An 18,392-nucleotide genomic window follows, 5' to 3' on the forward strand; every position below is an offset into this window, starting at 1 on the left:
TCCATACAGCAACTCTTCGTACCACTGTATTAATTAATTAATACAGTATCACAAACTAATAAATGAAGTCAACGAGAAAAAGCTTAAAAAAAAGAGACAACCATAGAGGCTGTCTCATCCGATTTATTTTTTAGCCGCTAACCAATCAGCTAATGTCGCAATTTCATCATCTTTTAATTTTCCTTTAAAAGCTGGCATTCCACCTCGGCCATTTGCTATGGTTGTAGCAATCTGATCCTTCGATAATTTTGCCCCTACTTTTTGGAGGTTCTTTTTCGAATCTCCCATACCATCCAAGGTATTTCCATGACAGGCGATACAATTTGCTTTGGCAATAGCCTCCGCATTTGCGTTGGTAGTTGCAGTACCGCCTCCTGGAGTTGTACCTGGAGTCGTTCCACCCGTATTGTTTCCAGCTTGTTGACCCGCATTATTATTGCTCTTGCCACATGCCGTCATTACACAGACGATCGCAATGACACATAGGATTAAGATGAATCGCTTCTTATATTGCATGATCTAGCTGCTGCCCCCTCATTCACCTTTTTTAGTAAAACAAGTATCGGTCTTATTATTTTCAGGTAGTAAATATTTATTCATGCAGCTCTATTTACTCCTTAAAGACCGATTCCCCTTCACTACTTACGGGAGAATGAAAATATGACAGGTTGACCGTATGGCATCACGTTGATTTCAACTGAATAATCGCCTATTTGCAGCGTCTTATTCTCAACTGTTTCTTTTTTGGCAATTTTATCGCATACCCGCACAAATTCCTGGTAAAAGGTATCCGCATTATAACCAAATATAAAATCAGTAAATTTGCGAATACTTTCCATATTCCGGGCTAGCACGCCATCCTCTACCTTTACCGTTACCCCATATGTACGAAATTGCGGCTCCAGCCACAATGAAACCTCGTTTGAAAATCTTGCAGCGTCGGTCGTACCGTTTAATGCAGTGTTTTTGGCATCACTGTCCTTAAACAGTCTTAAAGTCGTTTCCTCCAAATCATAGTTGGTGCCTCTGAGCTTGCCTGCATCTTCCATGATGTCATAGGTTTGAAGCATTTTTTGATCAGGAAAAATCAGCTTTTTATAGCTTCCGTCTTTTGTCGGAACAACTCTAACATTTTCATTTTTAAGTCCGGAAGTCGAGATCCGCATATTTTTATCCATCAATCGTTCCAGAATTCGCAATGCTTCGGCTCTGGTGACATATCGACCAACACCGAAGTAACCATTAGGATATCCTTCCATGATCCCTTTGGCATACACCTCGCTTACGAACTTTTGCTGTCTTGAGGTAGCGCTTTGAAAGTCTCCAAATTGGGAGGCCAGACTTACACTGTATTTCTCGTCCTCCAAATATTCCGTTTCCTTGACGGTATAATAAAGAATTTCTGCAACGTCCTCCCGCTTCAAATTCGCTTTATAATCGGGGAACTGGTTTTTACTTATCAGGTTCAAACCGCCAGCCAGATCGATGTATGGCTTTGCCCAATATCCAACTGTGCTCGGCTTGAATGAGAAATCCCGGAAATCCTGCTTCAACACACTTTGGTTAACAGGACTTACTTGCTGAAGAAAAGATGCCTTCCAATTGCGTTCTCCATTCGGATACAGCTGTGAGAAAGACAGCAATAAAATTTTGATGAATTGATCGGCTGTCACGGTTTCATCAGGACGAAAAGTACCATCCGGAAATCCATCCAGCAAGCCTTGCTCGACAAGCTGGTTGATGGTTTTCTCAGCCCAATGGGCTTTAACATCCATGAATTTTGTCGCTCCTGCGGCCTGTACCATTCCGACAGAGGTTGACATGATACAACAAATTGTAATGAGTGCTACAAGCTTTCTAAGCTGTTTCATCTAGCCATATCTCCGCTTCTCTATAAGAAATTTGGGCAATTAATGCGCCATTTCCTAGAATACCCTTTCCCATTCCGTTTGAGAACTGGCTCTATGCCTATATGAGAAGCCGAAGTAAACTATCAATTCTGGGACTAAAGCCATAGAATGAACCTTGAAGTATACTTGAGACGGCTTCCGGGCTTAAACAGGAATACGGATCAGCAGCAATGTTCCTATCGGGTCAGCACTCGCTGTCAATAACAAAGTCCCTCCCAACTGCTTAACCCGTTCATACATGCCAGTCAATCCGAACCCCATCTCGGTTGTGTCGTATGGACGTCCGTCATTCCATAGTGAGAAGCGCAGCTCTTCATCTTGAATATGGAGCCGAAGCTGGAAATAATGTCCGTTACCATGTCGAATCCCATTCGTTATTCCTTCCTGCAACGCATGATAAACAACTTTCATATAGAATGGATCCGTTACAGGAACGGGCAGGTCAATCATACAATTGACGGTAATGTCGGCTGTTTGTTCCGCCTCCTGAATGAAACGTCTTAGCTGACTCTCCAGATCCGCTTCCTCATCTGGTTGCTTCATAACGCGCACAGCTACTCGAATATCATCTAAGCTTTTGCGAATAAGCTGCTGTGACTGCTCCAAACGGTATAATCCCTTCTCATCATTCCGAATAATTAATTGTCTGGCTGCTTCAATCTGAACTAATGTAGCAGTTAAGGTATGTCCAACGATATCATGAATATCATGAACGATTCGATTGCGTTCCTCTATGACAGATTGCTCAGCATGGGTTCTGGCCGCCAGCAATTCCGCTTTTAATTGCGGCAGCTGGTGCTCCAGAGCTTCCTTGGTTCGTTCCAGCTCCGCTTGCTCTCTCATGCGGTGCTTCTGCTGCTCCGTTATTTTGCTGATAGATAGCAGCAGCTCTTCGTCCCGTACAGGCTTAATTAAGTAATTGACTGCCTGGAGTTCAACAGCACGTTTAGCATACTGGAAATCTGCGTAGCCCGTTAACAGGATACAATCAATAGCTGGCCAACGAGTACGTACCTGCTCAATAAGCTCAAGACCTGACATAACAGGCATACGTATATCTGTAATGAGGATATGAATATGATGTCGGTTGATTAGCTCCAAAGCCTGCTGCCCCGAATATGCTTGATACACATGAGTGACCTCGAAATTTTCCCACGGTATAGTTGTAGCCATGCTTTCAACAAGATGCTTGTGATCATCAACGATCAGTATCGAGAACATATGAATTCACTCCCTTTTCCAGCTCGGCTTTCTGCCAACGCAACACAACCTTCATACCGCCTGATGACGAAGCCTCGAGCGTTAGTCCTGATTCAGGGCCGAATTGATAACGAAGCCGCTGATGAACATTCCATATCCCGAAGCTCTCCCCTTCAGTACCAGGCTTGGATAACCGTGCATTTAGCTTGTTAAGCTCCCACTCCTGAATACCTACGCCATCGTCCTCAACCGTAATGGTATACCAATCGGGCTCATCTGTACCTATAATCACAATTTGCCCACCTTCTGGCTGTGACTCCAATCCGTGAACAATAGCATTTTCCACAATAGGTTGGATGAGCAATCTAGGGATCGTCGCATTATACATGGAGGGTGGAATCGAGATGTCATAACGGATTTTGTCCAATTGATAATTCATAATGTGAATATATGAGGTTACGAAGGCAATTTCTTCACTGATGGTAGTTTCCATGGAGCCGTTACGGGTTGTATATTTGTAATAGTCCGCTAAGCTGTACGCCATCGAAACGACATGCTGAGAACGGTTCATTTTGGCCATACTAATGATGTAAGCCAAGCTATTATAAAGAAAATGCGGATTGATTTGAGATTGCAACTGCTTCATCACAGCTTCCTTCGAGCGAATTTCTTCCAAGTATACCTTCTCAACCAAATGTTGAATTTGAGCAGCCATTTCATTGAATTGATTAATTAAGCGGTAAAATTCCTGGTTCTTATTTCGTTTAATTCGCGTGGAAAACTGTCCTTTCTTAATACGATAAACACTCTCTGTCAACAGTTTAATCGACACCTGCACTTGAACATACAGAAGGAATACAGCGGCAACTCCTACTGCGAGCAGAAGCCCCACCGTTACATAAAACAAATTCTGGCTTCCAGTAACCGGCGCTAATATGTCTTCTAGCGGAACATAATCTACCAATGTCCAGTTGATTTGAGGAGATGTGTAGAAATAGAGTAAATACTTCTTGTTCCCTAACATTATAATATCGTGATTTTTGATGGGGCTGTTCCCTGACAGATCATACGACGCAATAATGCGGTGTGCCATACCTTCTTCCGATGTGGAGTTTAGTACATATTGTCCAGGAGCTTTATATAAAAAAGGATCGTTATTCCCTTTCGTCTTGAAGCTGTCGAGCAAAGATATAATCGTTTCTTCCATCAAATCTACTTCCACGATGATCGAGGCTTTCCGTAAATCAGATACACCTGCATAAGGCTCAACAAAATATCGGGTAAGCACTCTTTGGGTTATACCGTTAATCATGGTAGACCTTAAAGTCCATGTGGTATTTACATGAGTGGTCAAATACGATTCATCGTACTTTATGGGTGAATGCGAGGAAATAGCACTTTTAGATGCAGGGAAGTACAGGCTGATGCGGCTCATCCAATCCGAGGACAAGCTAAAAAGCGCCAGCTTGCTTTCAATGTTGGCCACAAGGGCCGAATAAGCATATCGGTCAGCAGGAATCACATTTCCTGCAAGCTCGGCAAAGTCGGGGTCCTTCGTAATAATGTTCGTATAGTTGGAAACTTGATTCATTGCACCATCAATTTCATTAAGGAAATATACCAGCCTGTTCTGATTCGACAAGTTGATCTGGTCCTCAACAACCTTGATGGTCTGCTGATTGGAATACATATATAATAAAATTACAGGTATCATAAGCATCATAATTAGCAGAAACATCTTCGAAATAAGATTCATAGGTCCCCCGGTATAAGTGAACAATTGGATCAGGGGTTTATACCCAGAAATTTGCTCTAGTCCCCCTCTTTTTAGCTTAATGGAACAGAGCAGGAAATACAATCGGGATTTGCTTGAATATGAAGTATGAAAGGCCATGTTTCTCAACTGTTGTTGAAAAACATGGCCTCTTCGATGCTCTCGATCTAGTTGTACATTTATTTTGTTCCGTCTTTGACCTTACAACTTATTAAACACATCAGTTAATACAGGGACAATTTGCGATTTACGTGAAACTACACCTTTAAGCACGGCTTTGTTATCAGCCAGAGTAACATTGTAAGCTTGCTCCACCGCATTTGTTTTATTGCCTAATGCCAGGGCAACGGAATCGTTATTTAGAATATCAGTAACGACGAATACGAATAGATCCAAGCCTTTTGCAGCAATAATTCCATTAAGCGCCTCTTCCAATTCAGCTTGTTTATCAAGAATATCGTTAGGATCTACAGCATTTACTTGTGCGATTTCAACTTTGTACGAACCCATGCTGAACTCTTTTGCATCAAGAGAAATCAGCTCTGCAATTGTTTTGTCGCTAAGATCGGCTCCTGCTTTCAGCATCTCCAGCCCGTAGCTTTCCAGGTTGACGCCTGCGATTTCAGCTAATTCACGAGCTGCAGCCACATCTTCTTCCGTGCACGTAGGAGATTTTAAAAGCAATGTATCCGAAATGATAGCCGACAACAACAAGCCAGCTATTTCTTTACGGACAGCAATCCCATTTTCTTTATACATTTTATTCAAAATCGTTGTTGTGCAGCCAACTGGCTCAGCACGGTAATACAACGGATGACTTGTCTCAAAGTTAGCAATGCGGTGATGGTCAATAACTTCAACAACACGAACCTGGTCGATATCAGCTACGCTTTGTTGGCGTTCATTATGATCAACCAAAATAACAGCTTTCACTTCATTAGCTACAGATTCAACTAAACGTGGAGCAGCAACATTAAAATAGTCGAGCACAAACTGAGTTTCGCCGCTGATTGAACCCAAACGAACCGGCTCCACATTTTTACCTAATTGTGTTTTCAAATCAGCATACGCAAGAGCAGAGCATATTGAATCGGTGTCCGGATTCTTATGTCCGAAAATAAGTGTTTTTTCCATGAAAGTTACTCCTTAAGTCATTTTTTTGGCCGAGAAAATTATACCATATAAAGATAATCCCTTTCTAGATTATATCGCTTAATTCTCTTATTCCAATGCTTTTACACAGATTATTAGAAAATAATCTTAACCATGCACCTGATAGTCGATGAGGTTTCTGCTTTTACGGCTACTGCTCTTTAGCATAATTCCATAAAACTCAAAAAAAGATCCCTGTCTGTATGGCTCAAACAAGGATCTTTCGTATTCTTTTGACGACTATTCCGGAGCTTTAATATTCCGCACGACACTAACTTCTACGCGGCGGTTGTTGCCTCGGCCCTCAACGGTCGCGTTAGTGTCAACAGGACGGTATTCCCCATAGCCAGTGGAGCTAAAATAGGAGGGGTCCAGCGTCTTCCTGGCCAGAACAACCTTCATGAAATTCAATGCGCGCTTCGAACTCAAATCCCAGTTATCGCTAAACTCGCCCTTAGAAATAGGGATATTATCCGTGTAGCCCGCCACTTCGATTTGATACCCCGGGTATTGGCCCAGCATATCAGCGATAGCAATACCCAATTTCTGCGAATCTGCCTTAATAGCAGCCGAGCCTGAATCGAATAGCGCGTTATCACGAATTGTAATAACAAGTCTATCGTTAGTCAGCTTCGTTTCGAGCTCTGCCGCCAGCTTGTTATCGTTGATATAAGCGTCCAGCTTTTTCTTAAGCTCTTCGAGCTGCTGCTTTTCCTTCTCCAGCTGCTTCTGTTGCTTTTCTTTTTCCTCTTGCTTTTCTTTCGTGTTTTCCGATGTTTCATCTTGCTTGCTCTTATCAACATTCGGCGTTATATCTAAAGGAACAAGATTGGACGTTGCAAAGGGAGCGGAACCTCCGGTAAAGGCAGAATTAAGCGACTTCATAATAATATCGTATTTCTTGGCATCCACCTTGCTGGAAGCGAACAGGATGATAAAGAGCGCCAGCAGCAAAGTAAGCAAATCAGCATAGGGGATTAGCCAGGATTCGTCTACATGTTCTTCATGATGCTCTTTCTTGTGTTTCTTCATGACTACACACCCTCGTTCGCAGCTGTTTCAGAATCACGTTGAGAAGTTGGAATAAACACCATTAGCTTCTGGCGGACAGCAACGGCTGAAATACCTGACTGTATGGACAGAATACCTTCTACCATCATCATTTTGATTTCTACTTCTTTCTTCGATTTCTGCTTCAGTTTATTAGCAATAGGATGCCATAAAACATAACCGGTAAAAATCCCCAACAAAGTTGCAACAAAAGCCGCCGAAATCAAATGACCCAATGCTTCAATTTCGTTCAGGTTGCCTAATGCCGCTATAAGACCTACTACTGCGCCTAAAACACCTAGGGTCGGAGCATAAGTGCCCGCTTGTGTAAAAATCAAAGCTCCGTTACGATGGCGATCTTCCATAGTTGAAATATCTTCAAGCAAAACATCTCTTACAAAATCCTCATCATTACCATCGATAATGAGACGCAATCCATTTCGCAAAAACGCATTCTCAATCTCATCAACCTTGCTCTCCAGAGCAAGCAAACCTTCACGGCGAGTGATGCTCACCCATTCAACGAACATGTTGACCAAATCAAGCTTCGAAATCAGCTTTTGTTCTGTAAATGTCATCTTCAACAGCTTGGGAAACTTCTTCATCTCTTCTAACGAGAAGCCAATAAACAAAGAAGCCGCAGTTCCGCCAAAAATAATTAAGATCGCAGCAGGGTTTGCCAGAGCAACCAGACTCGCTCCTTTCAAAACCATACCAACACCTATCGAGATAATAGCAAGAATAATACCAATAATAGTAGATTTTTCCATGATAGATTCCTTCCGAATATGTAATAAATTCTAGTAGAGACAGTTGGGTTGTAGCCGGACTTACTGAACCTCCAATCCTATTATTAATCACATCCGTTCTACGAAAGTTGGATTATAGGGTTAGCATTTTATCATTTCGACACAGTTAGACATTTTCCTGCTTAACCCAATTAATTAATTGGGTAATTCAACCCAATATAAGTTTGTAACAGCTGGAAGGAGAAAAAAACAGAGATGAACCACGCATTTATTAGGTCTTTTATACCATGACTAAGTCCTTCGTCGCCATAATATCCCGTTATATTTTCATTTTAAAATAGTCCTTAAAGTACTTTTAATTTGAAATAGTTTCATTTCTCACAAAGATAACCAAGCGCCGATAGCTCCGCTATACGATCCTTTTTCCAAAAATACGGCTTCCGCTCCTCTAAGTTTGGTGTAACCCACAACGATATCCTGTAATAATTCATTGCTCACAAAAGATGATCCTATATACACAATACTGGAAACACCGCATTGACCCGCTGCAAGAACACTGGCTGTAGTGACGGTTTCTCCAACAAGTCCCATCACTGAAGCTAACAAATCCGCGATATCTCTAGTGCTTGAACCATCAGTTCGTACATTGCCAAAATTGCTAGCTGTCAAATCGCCTGGAATAGGCGGCACGGCCCCTTCGTAAATATGGCTGACCTTTAAATCCACATGCTCCCTGTTGCCTTTTTTGGCAGTCTGGATAATTTCATTGTAATCCCCTATCCCCGTTAATAAATAGGACAATCCTATCAAGGTCCCTCCCCCAACCCCGCTTCCGCCAAGTCGATAGTGCTTATTCGTGTCTGCATAATGAATCGACGTTCCTGTACCGCAATTTGTTAGAACGAAGGCTTCCGGTGCCCCCTCAACATCTTTCAATAAATACTGTACCCCTCTGCAAGTAGCATCGAACTCTACAATCGTGCTTACTTCATGCTGTGATAGACAGGATTGCAGAAGCGCTGCTTTGCCGCCGGTTATACAAATCTTAGCCTGGGGAGCATGCTGCTTGATCCATGAGGCTGCTTCCCGAATCTGAGGGGATGGAAAATGGATATACTCCATTACCTCTTCCGACTCCGCTGCCCTGTAAGCTATTTTGATTAGAGTACCGCCAGCATCAATACCCATTTTCATAATTGGTTCCAATGAACAGTCGCCTCTTTCCATCCTTCGATGTCGATTATTAATTGACTCTATCCTTCGTATTTATATATTCCACAGTAATCAATTTCTTCAGAATGTGTCCCCAGCAGAGAGGCTATTACCATACCGTGACATACTACAATGATTTGGGAATACTCTTTATACCTGCTCAGCACTTCTTTAGTTCGTAAGAGCAGATCTTCTCTTGTTTCCCACAGTCTTGTCTCTCCAACCGGATATTTCCCATCATGAAGCATAAAATCGTTCCAGAGAGCAGTTATTTCATCGACAGTTTGAGCTTGCCAGTTATCTGGAGTCCATTCATGCAAATCAAATTCAACCTGCAGCGGCAAACCTAACGTTCTGTTCATTACCGCGGCAGTCTGGAGAGATCGTGTGTACGGTGAAGAAAGAATGAGCTCACAGGTCTGTAATTCGCTGCCTTACTCAGCAGGCCTTCTGCCTGTTTAATTCCTCTTTCAGTTAAAGGGACAAAATCTCTTCTTTGGCTGCTGAGCTGCCTTCTATCTTTAAGGCTCCAATCAGGCTCACCATGTCTCACCAAATAGTACAGGGTCATGAATCATTCCTCCTATATCGTATAGCTGACATACCAGAAGCTGTTTCCTGCAAACACCTTAAGCTGCTTAGCCATCGGATTGAAGATGTCGTAGAGTTCTTCTTTGGAATAATAATTTTTTACGATTTCGTGCTTTGAGCCATCCACTAGCTCTCGAAGCTTGAAGGTATCCTCGCAATCTTCTTTATAAACCAGTTCTCCGCCTCTTCCGCTAACATACACATTATCTGCCATAAAAACGTTAGCACCGGGGCCAAGTCGTTTGTGCAAGCCTGTTAAAAAGTCGTCCAGCTTATTTTTCGGGATATGAGAAAACCAAAAGTTAGCAAGAGCTCCATTAAAAACACCGGGAATAGAATCAAGCTCATAAGCATTTCCAATCAAAAAGCTGGCTTTATTTTGAGGTATTTGTTTGGCTTCTGAAATTTGTAGCACTTCGGGTCTAATATCCGTACCCGTAATGTGCTTTACAGCCTCGGCGGCAATTTGAGTCCAGTAACCGGTACCACAAGCTATTTCAAGTACCGTCCTGTCAACAAGCGCATCCTTCATAGCCTTAGCTATCAGTAAAAGCTCATTTTGATAATCGGGTTCATCCCGGTGGTATATCCTTTCATATTCAGCCGCTCGCAAACCATAATAGGCTTGTAATTTCGCGTTGTCTTGATTTATAGTTTGGATTCTCTCGGATAGTAAAGTTGATTCCTTTTGTTTGGTATCCAGGAGACTGGAAAAAATAGCGCTTCCCTGTGATTTATAGTTGGCTAGCAAGCTATGAGTCGCCATGACAATCACCTGGGTCATAGAGAGTCCTGTTTCTGCTGCCATGTGCTCCAGATCACTCTTCACTTTATCCGGCAAATATACAGATAATCGTTTGGTCTTATCCTCGGTCATAAGCCATTGCCCCCTTAGATCATTTCAAATAAGTTAACATATATTATATGTTAATTCAACCTATTTTATATGCTAAGCTTTATTTTGTTTACATAATAATTATTATGTAATCTTTAGTGGGCTTGACCGAAAGATTTTCGCAAATTACTGATCCTAATACGGAAGTAATTGTTCCTTTATCACCTGAAAAGTCCAAATATCAGAGCGATAAGGGAACAGCCAGTTCCGTTATTGCCCTGTTTTTGTGCATAAATGCTCCAATCCGGCCAACATAGCGGAATTCCCACTTCCTCTATTGCCCCAGATTGGAGGCGGCAGATGGAATAGAGGAACTCTCTGTTCCGCACAAAATCCTCCAAGGCTCATCGCCGCAATCCCTATAAAAATCCCCTTGATCATGGGGTACATTAATGCTCTTAAGCTCTAATATAGCTCTAACCCAAGCAAGGTAGGCAGGTTACTCGCTCAATCTTCATTCGTGTCATAGCGGTAGCTTTTCTTGCAATAGTTAGAAAGGTGAACCTCCGGTTCAAACTAATACTTTCTAACTATTATAAAGAAATAAGGAGGGAAGGATGCCTAAAGCATCTTCCTCTCCTTACTTATGAAGCCAAATACTTAGTATGTTTATCCTTCCGCATGGGAATTTACCACTTCATACGGTAAACAGGCTTATTTTCCAATCCTCGAATGAGAGGTGTCCAGCTTTCAGTGTCAGGCAATACATCAATGGCATCCTCCACCATTTGCAGCTTGGCATCCAATGCGTCAATATGATGCAGAGCTACTGCTTCCGCTGTCTGAGGCTGGACCGGGCTCCCCCATTCTCCCAAGTTGTGATGAGATAATACCAAATGCTGCAATGCAAGCACACGCTCCGATTGTAGATCAATATCACATCGAATAGCCGCCTCCGTGATCCAACTGGACGCCATAGCGATATGTCCTAATAATTTGCCTTGAACGCTATACTCCGACACTATTCCCATCTGAGCAATCATTTCCTCCGGCTTAGCTATATCATGTAAGATTATACCAGCTTTAAGCAAATCCGCATTCAAAAAAGGCCGCTGCTTGCAAATAAAATCTCCAATTTCCAGCATCCGTACCATATGATAAGCCAAACCTGCGAAATAAGCATGGTGATGGGTTTTAGCCGCTGGATAATGCATTAGCTTTTCTTCCACTTTGGAAACACAATAAGCAACGATCTTTTTAATTTCCAAGTCACTTATGTCTTCAAGCACTTGTTTAATGGTATATACGAGATCTATAGGAAGAATTGGCGCAGACCGAATAAAATCGGTAAGCGTTATGCCATCATCATCATTTGCTTTACGGATTTTGGTTATTTTCACCTGCAGCTTTTCCCTGTATGTATGCGCAATTCCTTGAACCTTCACAAGTCCCATAGGGAAGAAAGTTTCCTTGTCAGTTGTAGTAACATCCCAATATTTAGCTGAAATCTGACCACTCGAATCGCATAAGACAATGTCAAAATAATCCTTCGCAGGAGTCCCGTTCGTTTGCTTAACCTCCAGCTCCTTCAATAAATAAAAGCCGACGAATTCATCCTGATGATTTAGACTTCTAATAATACTCATATGCTTTCCTCCGAAATTTTAAAAATTTATAATTAAGCCCATAATTTAAAATAGTAGAAAATGATAACATGCAGCAGTAAAAATAAAGGAATGCCTATTACAAAAGACTTATGCTTCGTTTTATGTCGAAATAACCTCATAGCCAGCCACGCGCCGGCAGCCCCGCCTATAGCAGCAAACATAAACAGCTGTTTTTCAGGAATGCGTCTTGCTTTGTGTCTTGCTCTCGATTTATCCAGTCCCATGCTAACAAAAGCTACTACATTAACCAAAATCAGATATACATAAATCAACTTCAATTTTACTCACCTTCCTTAACGTTCCCCTACTAGACTATAAATCAATATGTTCCTCTTGGGAAGTCATGCAACTGGTTTATCACAATTTCAATGGACTAAAAGTCAATCAGCTGCCCTTTCATAGACACAAGTTTAGCCGAAAGATTTAATCATTCTGGAATGCTGCGTGAATCAAAATTTATTTTAACGACAAATAAGATTACATAACAAATGTTATGTAATCTTATTTACGAGACCTTCATATTCATCGCCTTACTTCGTATACTTATGAATTAAATCCATCTTTAACTCCCATGCTTTTGTGCTGAAATCAACCAAATATTTAGCCGGATTCAACTTCCGCAAAAACTCCGGCCAGAACAGGCTCATCTGCTGTTGATGATACTCCCTTATTTGCTGCAAATCGGGCAAGCGGTAAACTTGCTGTCCATTTACGAAGATTGGACGTAGAAGCGGGACAGCCTCATATTGCTCAATGTATTTGTACAAGTAAGGATGAACCTTGTCATACAGCTTCAATCTCTCCCCCGTCATTACCTCTGGCTCACCGGTTAATGCCACATAATCAGCTTCCGCTTTGCCAGTTTCACGGCTGATCAGTCGGAAGACATCCTTTATCCCAGGTGTAGAAACCTTCTCTGGATTTCCGGAAATTTTAATGACAGGTATCATCTCCCCATCTTTTTCTCTCGCAACTAACTTGTATACCCCACCTAACGCTGGTTGATCCGCTGCCGTAATAAGCTGTGTTCCGACTCCCCAGCTATTAATTTGTGCCCCCTGCGACTTCAAGTTAAATATAATGTTCTCATCCAGATCGTTTGAAGCCACAATTTTGACATAGGATAACCCTGCATCATCAAGCATGGTACGTGCTGTCTTGGATAAATAAGCCAAGTCCCCGCTATCCAATCGAATGCCGCCCATACGTTTACCTTGCTGCTCCATTGTTTGGGCCACAAGAATGGCATGAGGGACTCCGCTTTTCAATGTATCATATGTATCAACAAGCAGCGTTACCTGATCAGGCAGCGCCGCGGCATAACGGTAGAAGGATTCTTCCTCGCTATCGTGATCCTGTACCCATGAGTGAGCATGTGTTCCTTTGGCTGGGATGCCGAACAGCATACCGGCTCGCATATTAGATGTCGCATCGAAGCCAGCTATGTAAGACGCACGTGCTCCCCAGACCGCAGCATCTGCCTCCTGAGCTCTCCTGGTGCCAAATTCCATCAATATATCATCAGGTGCAACTTGACGAATACGCGAAGCTTTGGTTGCTATGAGAGTTTGAAAATTCATGAAATTCAAAATCGCAGTTTCGAGCAGCTGTGCTTCGAATATTCGGCCCTCAACACGGATAAGCGGCTCGTTCGGAAACACAATTGTCCCCTCTTCAACAGCGTGCAAATGCCCGGTAAACCGAAACTCTCTCAGTACCTCAAGAAATCGTGGATCGTAATTCTCCTCTTGCTCCCTCAAATACTGAATACACTCATCATCGAACTGCAAGCTGTTCACATATTCTACAATCCTCTTCACACCAGCAAAAACAGCATATCCATTACCAAATGGCAGCTTGCGAAAAAACACCTCAAACACAGCTTGGCTATTATGTGTCCCGTGAATCCAGTGTGCATACATCATATTGATCTGATATTTATCCGTGTGCAAAGTTAAATTATTATAATTCATCGCTCATCAATCCTTTCAACTACAATACCATTGCTTCAAGCATTCCGAGAAATGCAGTACTCTATTCGTAATTAGAATGCCACAGAAACAAACACATCACAATCTGTCGATGTTGAATCCAAGCAAAAATCCCTCCAAACAGGATCGACTGAAGAACTGACCAGCCGTTCCTGTTACAGCAGGGATTGCAAATGTTACACTATACTATTGCCCACCGCTGCAATCGTTTCTTTACCTTCAATAATAGTACCTGCATTTAAAGACCCTAACTTTCGCCCATCGGGCTGATAAAACCGTTCATTTAAACTATTCTTAAAATAAAAAAAGCCTTTTCCAAAGTCCATTGAACTGTGGAAAAAGCAATCATTTTTAATTATATTAATATTTAATATTATTAATCAATATATTTATTAACTACATATGATATTAACTACATTAATTAATTTGCGTATTCTCATTCCGTTACAAATAACTTGAAAATCGAGCTGATTTTAGTGGATAGAGCATGACTGCCACCGCGATTTTGCACATCCTCCATCATAAGTGCCAAAAGAAGCTGAGGTTTTTTAACATTGTAAGCAACGAACCAGCCTACTTCCTTCCCATCCATGCCTTTATTTTGCTTCAACTCAGCTGTTCCAGTTTTACCCGCAAGTGTCAGTCCTTTTATTTGCGCTCCGCGGCCTGTTCCTTGTGGATGCTCTATAACTTGTATTAAGTCCTGCTGCAGGAGAGCTGCAACTGGTGGAGACATAACAGACTTCTTCCAAACATCCGCTTTCGTCGATATGCCAGGCGTATCCATCAGCAGCTTCGGAGCTATCAGGTCTCCCTGATTGATGAAGGGTGTGTAAGCCAATGCTACATGAAGAGGATTCATTTGAATTTCCCCTTGCCCGTAACCGGAATCGGCTAATTGAATATCATTTTTCATGCTTTTGTTAACCAAGGTGGAAGTGTCCAATGGGTAAGGAATAGGAAGCTTCTCTCCCAATCCGAACTTCCTCGCCTCCTGCATAAAGCTCTCTGTCCCCATGTCCAAAGCGGCTTGAGCAAAATAAATATTATCGGAGTAGAGAAGCGCCTTTTGCAAATCCACCTGAGTTGCCGCTTGCGAAACTCTTGTTACCTCATAATTTCCCCAAGATGCATCTTTCTTCCAATGAAGGCCTTGAATTTCACGTAGTTGTTCCGGATCCATTGTTTTGGTTTGCAGACCCATTGCAGCAGTGAGCGGCTTAAATGCAGAACCAGGCGAGAAGGTACGGGCAAACCGGTTCAATAACGGCTTAGCCGGGTTCTCGCTCCACTCCTTCCACTGACCAGCAGAGACCCCTGCAACAAATGCATTAGGATCATACGAAGGCGAGCTTACAAGCGCCAATACTTCCCCAGTAATAGGGTGAAGCGCAGCTCCCGCTCCTGCACTAGAGCTCAATTGCTGATATATCTCCAGTTGCAGCTCTGCATCTATAGTAAGTGTGATGTCCTCTCCGTTTTGCGCATCCCGTTTTACAACATTCACTTTCTCTTTGCCATTCGCGTCGGCTACATAGATTCGTCCCCCATCCTTACCCTTTAAACGCTCCTCCAGCACCTGTTCCAAGCCTGCCTTGCCGATGTCATCATCGATCTGATAGCCTTTATCTTTGTAGATCACCCATTCCTCTTGAGTTAGTTTCCCAATATAACCAATCAGATGAGCTGCCGCTTCTTGAAATGGATAAGAACGGACTTTTTTCGTTTGGAAGGAAACTCCAGGAATTGCAGTAGCTGCGGCTAGACGCTTATCTGACCGGGAAAGCAAAGCAATTGGAACGAAGTATTCCGGCTTCACCCAAGTTGCATTTCTTTTTTTATCTATATCCTCCATATTTATTTTCAAAAGATCCGCCAGTTGCTGGAGTGCTTGTGAAGGGGGATTCGGCAAACGATTGGGTATGATGCCAACCTCCGCCCTTTCCTCATTAATTGCCAAGCCTTTCCCATTACGGTCTGCAATTTCACCGCGAATCGCTTTGATTTGCTGTACTCTTACCTTGTCCCCTTCCTTCAGAGAAGGAAACAACAGCGAGGGGCTCCAGTCCAAATGCCAGACATTGCTCTCCATAATCATGATAGCAGGCTCGCCAAAAGCTACCGGCCCCGCAAACGTCTCCATCTGAACAGTGATTGGATGCTTCACCGGTTCTTTACCTGTTTCCTGTTTATTTTTACTTGCAGTATCCTGCGTTTGTGGCACGAGCTTAATGGTCAAATCTCTAGCAGAGACTCCTTCATAAATCGATTGATGCCTCTTTGTAAAAGCCTCTTGTGTTATAACCGTTTTAGCTTTGTCGCTAAGCATCGAGTACATAGCGTCATAATCACCTTTTTCCCAGACTGTTATGTATTGTCGCAGTACATCCTCCGAGGTTGGTCCTTTTTCCTTGCAGCCGGCAACTATGGCCATAGCAGTTATCAGCATTAGAATCGTAATCGCATGTTTTGTTATCTCGGTATGCCCCTTCCATTTTAGCTTCAGTTTATATTAGCCTAATTGGTTTTCCTATAACATGAAGAAACAGTCATATTTACATGATGAATCACTAACGGCCAACGCCAGATATCCCGTCACAATTGCATTAAAAAAGCTCTCCTCCCCCAACATATTTCGAGGACGAGAGCTTCATTATTCTTTTCACTATGCTTTTATAAAAGGAGATTTAATGCCCTCCCTAAGCTTTTCAAGCGATTTTGCAACTCTACTAGTCCGGGTTTCTTCCCTTTTCGCATCCGTTACCCATCGCACATATTCTTTACGGCTAGTGAATGACAACCCATCAAAAAACTCCTTAGCTTGAGGATTCTCATTCAATACATGCTGTAGATCGTCAGGAATTTCCAATGTACGTTCATGGGTTGGAATAACGGCAGTCCCCACGGCCCCTAAGGCTCTCCGTTCGCGCCTTGCGCCCGTACTTTTAACCAAATCTATAAGGCGAAACCTCATCGCCGACCAGGTTTCATCGATAGAAACTAAGGCCACCCCTTCATAACCTGCTTCGGAAATGACCTTCCAGCCTTCATCTCTGCTAAGATCTGTTTTTATCTTGGAGCTTTTCTTCGGATAAGTAATCCATAAGAGAGCATCGTATTTAACAGCATGTATGGCAAGAGGAGCGAATTCCTCCAGCTCAGCTGCACTTCGTACAAAGAGATGAACCAAATCATAAGTACCTTCCGGTTGAGTATCAAGCGAAGTATGTTCCGGTAAAGGTATTAATCGTTCTGTATAGCCTGCCGGCGCATTTAAAAGCAAAATCCGTTGTCCGCTTTGAATTCTTAGTTTTTTGAATAGTTCAGCTTCCATTAGCTTCAACTCCTTAATGCTCCTTGTCAGCTTTATCAGCTTAAAAACGCTTGCTGCTGGTTAATATTTCTATATAGGCTGATCCGGTTAATCTTACAATTCTGACTCTAGCTGAAGGTCGATTTCAAGGAATCGAGTGACTTCTTTCTCCCAACGATTCTTAACATAGTCGACATGAACCGGATGAATGTTATAAGCGGAATAGGCAGCACTGTCTGCAAATACCATTGAAAATCCAAAATCATAATCATTTTTCCCGCTTACTTGACGGAAAACCTCAAACTGTTGTACTTGAGGAATAGCTGCGAGAATAGCTTGGCTTTCCTGAAGAAATAACTTTGCTTCTCTTGTACCCACCTCATGCTTCAAATTGAAAATAACCATATGTTTAATTGCTTGTCCTGACATTTATCCAGCCTCCTATTCAAAAATAATACATTCAATACCCATTATTATAACACATCTTAACTTCCTGTTCCTTAGTCCTAATAACAATAGACGGCGCAATAAATGCAACCGTCTATTCAGAAGGAGAACTATGGGATGTGGAATTACTTGGAGAATCATCCACATCATATCATATGAAATTCTATCAAAATTGGAACGACATATTTCCCTTGCAAATGTCTAATTTTGGGACAGTCAAATCTTTTACTCGACCTGTTCATAAAATACAGAAGGTTTAACGAAAGGAGGCTGAAACCATGGGACTTGGAGTTGGAGGACTTGGTGGTGTAGGTAGCTGTGCTAGTTTGTTTACTTCTACTGGTGTGATTCTCGTACTTTTCATTTTGTTGGTCATTGTTTCTCGTGCATTTATCTAGTAGTGTCCAAAAGAATCTTGCTTGGACTCAAGATTATATTTTCTGCGTATTTGGTAACTATTAATTTTGGATATTAGACTCGCCACCCACACCTCATAATATC

The 18,392-nt window shown here is 42.3% G+C and carries 18 protein-coding genes; 1 reads left to right on the forward strand and 17 read right to left on the reverse strand.

Going from position 1 to position 18,392, the window contains the following annotated elements; translation table 11 throughout:
- Positions 1-123 precede the first annotated feature (123 nt).
- The 17 genes from ACFQ0C_RS02040 to ACFQ0C_RS02120 form a co-directional block, all read right to left on the reverse strand.
- A complete protein-coding gene (locus tag ACFQ0C_RS02040) occupies positions 124-516 on the reverse strand; it encodes a c-type cytochrome (protein ID WP_379363477.1) in 393 nt (130 codons plus the stop codon).
- A gap of 122 nt (positions 517-638) precedes the next feature.
- Positions 639-1,871, reverse strand: coding sequence for an S-layer homology domain-containing protein (locus ACFQ0C_RS02045; RefSeq protein ID WP_379363479.1), 1,233 nt, complete (start codon positions 1,869-1,871; stop codon positions 639-641).
- A gap of 183 nt (positions 1,872-2,054) precedes the next feature.
- The gene (locus tag ACFQ0C_RS02050) at positions 2,055-3,131 is read right to left on the reverse strand and encodes a response regulator (protein WP_379363481.1); all 1,077 of its coding nucleotides are present in this window, start codon (positions 3,129-3,131) and stop codon (positions 2,055-2,057) included.
- On the reverse strand, positions 3,109-4,866 hold the full coding sequence (locus ACFQ0C_RS02055; protein ID WP_379363483.1) for a sensor histidine kinase: 1,758 nt from the start codon (positions 4,864-4,866) through the stop codon (positions 3,109-3,111). Before ACFQ0C_RS02055 ends, ACFQ0C_RS02050 begins: the two co-directional genes overlap by 23 nt.
- Positions 4,867-5,085: 219 nt before the next feature.
- Entirely contained in the window at positions 5,086-6,018 is a 933-nt protein-coding gene (locus ACFQ0C_RS02060; RefSeq protein ID WP_379363485.1) for a manganese-dependent inorganic pyrophosphatase, read from the reverse strand.
- Between the two features lie 258 nt (positions 6,019-6,276).
- Entirely contained in the window at positions 6,277-7,068 is a 792-nt protein-coding gene (locus ACFQ0C_RS02065) for a flagellar motor protein MotB (RefSeq protein WP_258212296.1), read from the reverse strand.
- Positions 7,069-7,070: 2 nt separating this feature from the next.
- Positions 7,071-7,856 (reverse strand): flagellar motor stator protein MotA, encoded by a 786-nt coding sequence (gene motA, locus ACFQ0C_RS02070; RefSeq protein ID WP_258212297.1) that lies wholly within the window; start codon positions 7,854-7,856, stop codon positions 7,071-7,073.
- 357 nt (positions 7,857-8,213) lie between these two features.
- On the reverse strand, positions 8,214-9,041 hold the full coding sequence (coaW, locus tag ACFQ0C_RS02075) for a type II pantothenate kinase (RefSeq protein ID WP_379363488.1): 828 nt from the start codon (positions 9,039-9,041) through the stop codon (positions 8,214-8,216).
- A gap of 47 nt (positions 9,042-9,088) precedes the next feature.
- Positions 9,089-9,409, reverse strand: coding sequence for a histidine phosphatase family protein (locus ACFQ0C_RS02080; protein ID WP_379363490.1), 321 nt, complete (start codon positions 9,407-9,409; stop codon positions 9,089-9,091).
- Positions 9,409-9,618 (reverse strand): histidine phosphatase family protein, encoded by a 210-nt coding sequence (locus ACFQ0C_RS02085; RefSeq protein WP_379363492.1) that lies wholly within the window; start codon positions 9,616-9,618, stop codon positions 9,409-9,411. The genes ACFQ0C_RS02080 and ACFQ0C_RS02085 overlap by 1 nt, the downstream gene beginning before the upstream one ends.
- 12 nt (positions 9,619-9,630) lie before the next feature.
- A complete protein-coding gene (locus ACFQ0C_RS02090; RefSeq protein WP_379363494.1) occupies positions 9,631-10,515 on the reverse strand; it encodes a class I SAM-dependent methyltransferase in 885 nt (294 codons plus the stop codon).
- 647 nt (positions 10,516-11,162) lie between these two features.
- Positions 11,163-12,119, reverse strand: a complete 957-nt coding sequence (locus ACFQ0C_RS02095) for a 3'-5' exoribonuclease YhaM family protein (protein ID WP_379363496.1) — start codon at positions 12,117-12,119, stop codon at positions 11,163-11,165.
- A gap of 32 nt (positions 12,120-12,151) precedes the next feature.
- Positions 12,152-12,418 carry a DUF1294 domain-containing protein gene (locus ACFQ0C_RS02100; RefSeq protein WP_379363498.1) on the reverse strand — a complete coding sequence of 89 codons (267 nt, stop codon included), beginning with the start codon at positions 12,416-12,418 and terminating at the stop codon, positions 12,152-12,154.
- A 252-nt stretch (positions 12,419-12,670) separates the two neighbouring features.
- The gene (locus ACFQ0C_RS02105) at positions 12,671-14,113 is read right to left on the reverse strand and encodes a nicotinate phosphoribosyltransferase (protein ID WP_379363500.1); all 1,443 of its coding nucleotides are present in this window, start codon (positions 14,111-14,113) and stop codon (positions 12,671-12,673) included.
- 454 nt (positions 14,114-14,567) lie between these two features.
- Positions 14,568-16,580: a penicillin-binding transpeptidase domain-containing protein gene (locus ACFQ0C_RS02110; protein WP_379363502.1), complete on the reverse strand. Its 2,013-nt coding sequence runs from the start codon at positions 16,578-16,580 to the stop codon at positions 14,568-14,570.
- Positions 16,581-16,796: 216 nt separating this feature from the next.
- A complete protein-coding gene (locus ACFQ0C_RS02115; protein WP_379363504.1) occupies positions 16,797-17,465 on the reverse strand; it encodes a YdeI/OmpD-associated family protein in 669 nt (222 codons plus the stop codon).
- 93 nt (positions 17,466-17,558) lie between these two features.
- Entirely contained in the window at positions 17,559-17,873 is a 315-nt protein-coding gene (locus ACFQ0C_RS02120; RefSeq protein ID WP_379363506.1) for a Dabb family protein, read from the reverse strand.
- Between the two features lie 296 nt (positions 17,874-18,169).
- On the opposite strand from ACFQ0C_RS02120, the gene ACFQ0C_RS02125 reads away from it, so the two are divergent.
- On the forward strand, positions 18,170-18,289 hold the full coding sequence (locus ACFQ0C_RS02125) for a YjcZ family sporulation protein (protein WP_379363508.1): 120 nt from the start codon (positions 18,170-18,172) through the stop codon (positions 18,287-18,289).
- The last annotated feature ends 103 nt before the right edge of the window (positions 18,290-18,392 follow it).

It is taken from the genome of Paenibacillus sp. GCM10027630 (assembly GCF_042676305.1).
GTDB lineage: Bacteria > Bacillota > Bacilli > Paenibacillales > NBRC-103111 > Paenibacillus_S.

Excerpts from the sequence above, each read along its gene's own strand:
- ACFQ0C_RS02040 (WP_379363477.1), bottom strand. The coding sequence starts at position 516 with ATGCAATATAAGAAGCGATTCATCTTAATCCTATGTGTCATTGCGATC.
- ACFQ0C_RS02045 (WP_379363479.1), bottom strand. The coding sequence starts at position 1,871 with ATGAAACAGCTTAGAAAGCTTGTAGCACTCATTACAATTTGTTGTATC.
- ACFQ0C_RS02050 (WP_379363481.1), bottom strand. The coding sequence starts at position 3,131 with ATGTTCTCGATACTGATCGTTGATGATCACAAGCATCTTGTTGAAAGC.
- ACFQ0C_RS02055 (WP_379363483.1), bottom strand. The coding sequence starts at position 4,866 with ATGAATCTTATTTCGAAGATGTTTCTGCTAATTATGATGCTTATGATA.
- ACFQ0C_RS02060 (WP_379363485.1), bottom strand. The coding sequence starts at position 6,018 with ATGGAAAAAACACTTATTTTCGGACATAAGAATCCGGACACCGATTCA.
- ACFQ0C_RS02065 (WP_258212296.1), bottom strand. The coding sequence starts at position 7,068 with ATGAAGAAACACAAGAAAGAGCATCATGAAGAACATGTAGACGAATCC.
- motA (WP_258212297.1), bottom strand. The coding sequence starts at position 7,856 with ATGGAAAAATCTACTATTATTGGTATTATTCTTGCTATTATCTCGATA.
- ACFQ0C_RS02080 (WP_379363490.1), bottom strand. The coding sequence starts at position 9,409 with ATGAACAGAACGTTAGGTTTGCCGCTGCAGGTTGAATTTGATTTGCAT.
- ACFQ0C_RS02085 (WP_379363492.1), bottom strand. The coding sequence starts at position 9,618 with ATGACCCTGTACTATTTGGTGAGACATGGTGAGCCTGATTGGAGCCTT.
- ACFQ0C_RS02090 (WP_379363494.1), bottom strand. The coding sequence starts at position 10,515 with ATGACCGAGGATAAGACCAAACGATTATCTGTATATTTGCCGGATAAA.
- ACFQ0C_RS02095 (WP_379363496.1), bottom strand. The coding sequence starts at position 12,119 with ATGAGTATTATTAGAAGTCTAAATCATCAGGATGAATTCGTCGGCTTT.
- ACFQ0C_RS02105 (WP_379363500.1), bottom strand. The coding sequence starts at position 14,113 with ATGAATTATAATAATTTAACTTTGCACACGGATAAATATCAGATCAAT.
- ACFQ0C_RS02110 (WP_379363502.1), bottom strand. The coding sequence starts at position 16,580 with ATGCTGATAACTGCTATGGCCATAGTTGCCGGCTGCAAGGAAAAAGGA.
- ACFQ0C_RS02115 (WP_379363504.1), bottom strand. The coding sequence starts at position 17,465 with ATGGAAGCTGAACTATTCAAAAAACTAAGAATTCAAAGCGGACAACGG.
- ACFQ0C_RS02120 (WP_379363506.1), bottom strand. The coding sequence starts at position 17,873 with ATGTCAGGACAAGCAATTAAACATATGGTTATTTTCAATTTGAAGCAT.
- ACFQ0C_RS02125 (WP_379363508.1), top strand. The coding sequence starts at position 18,170 with ATGGGACTTGGAGTTGGAGGACTTGGTGGTGTAGGTAGCTGTGCTAGT.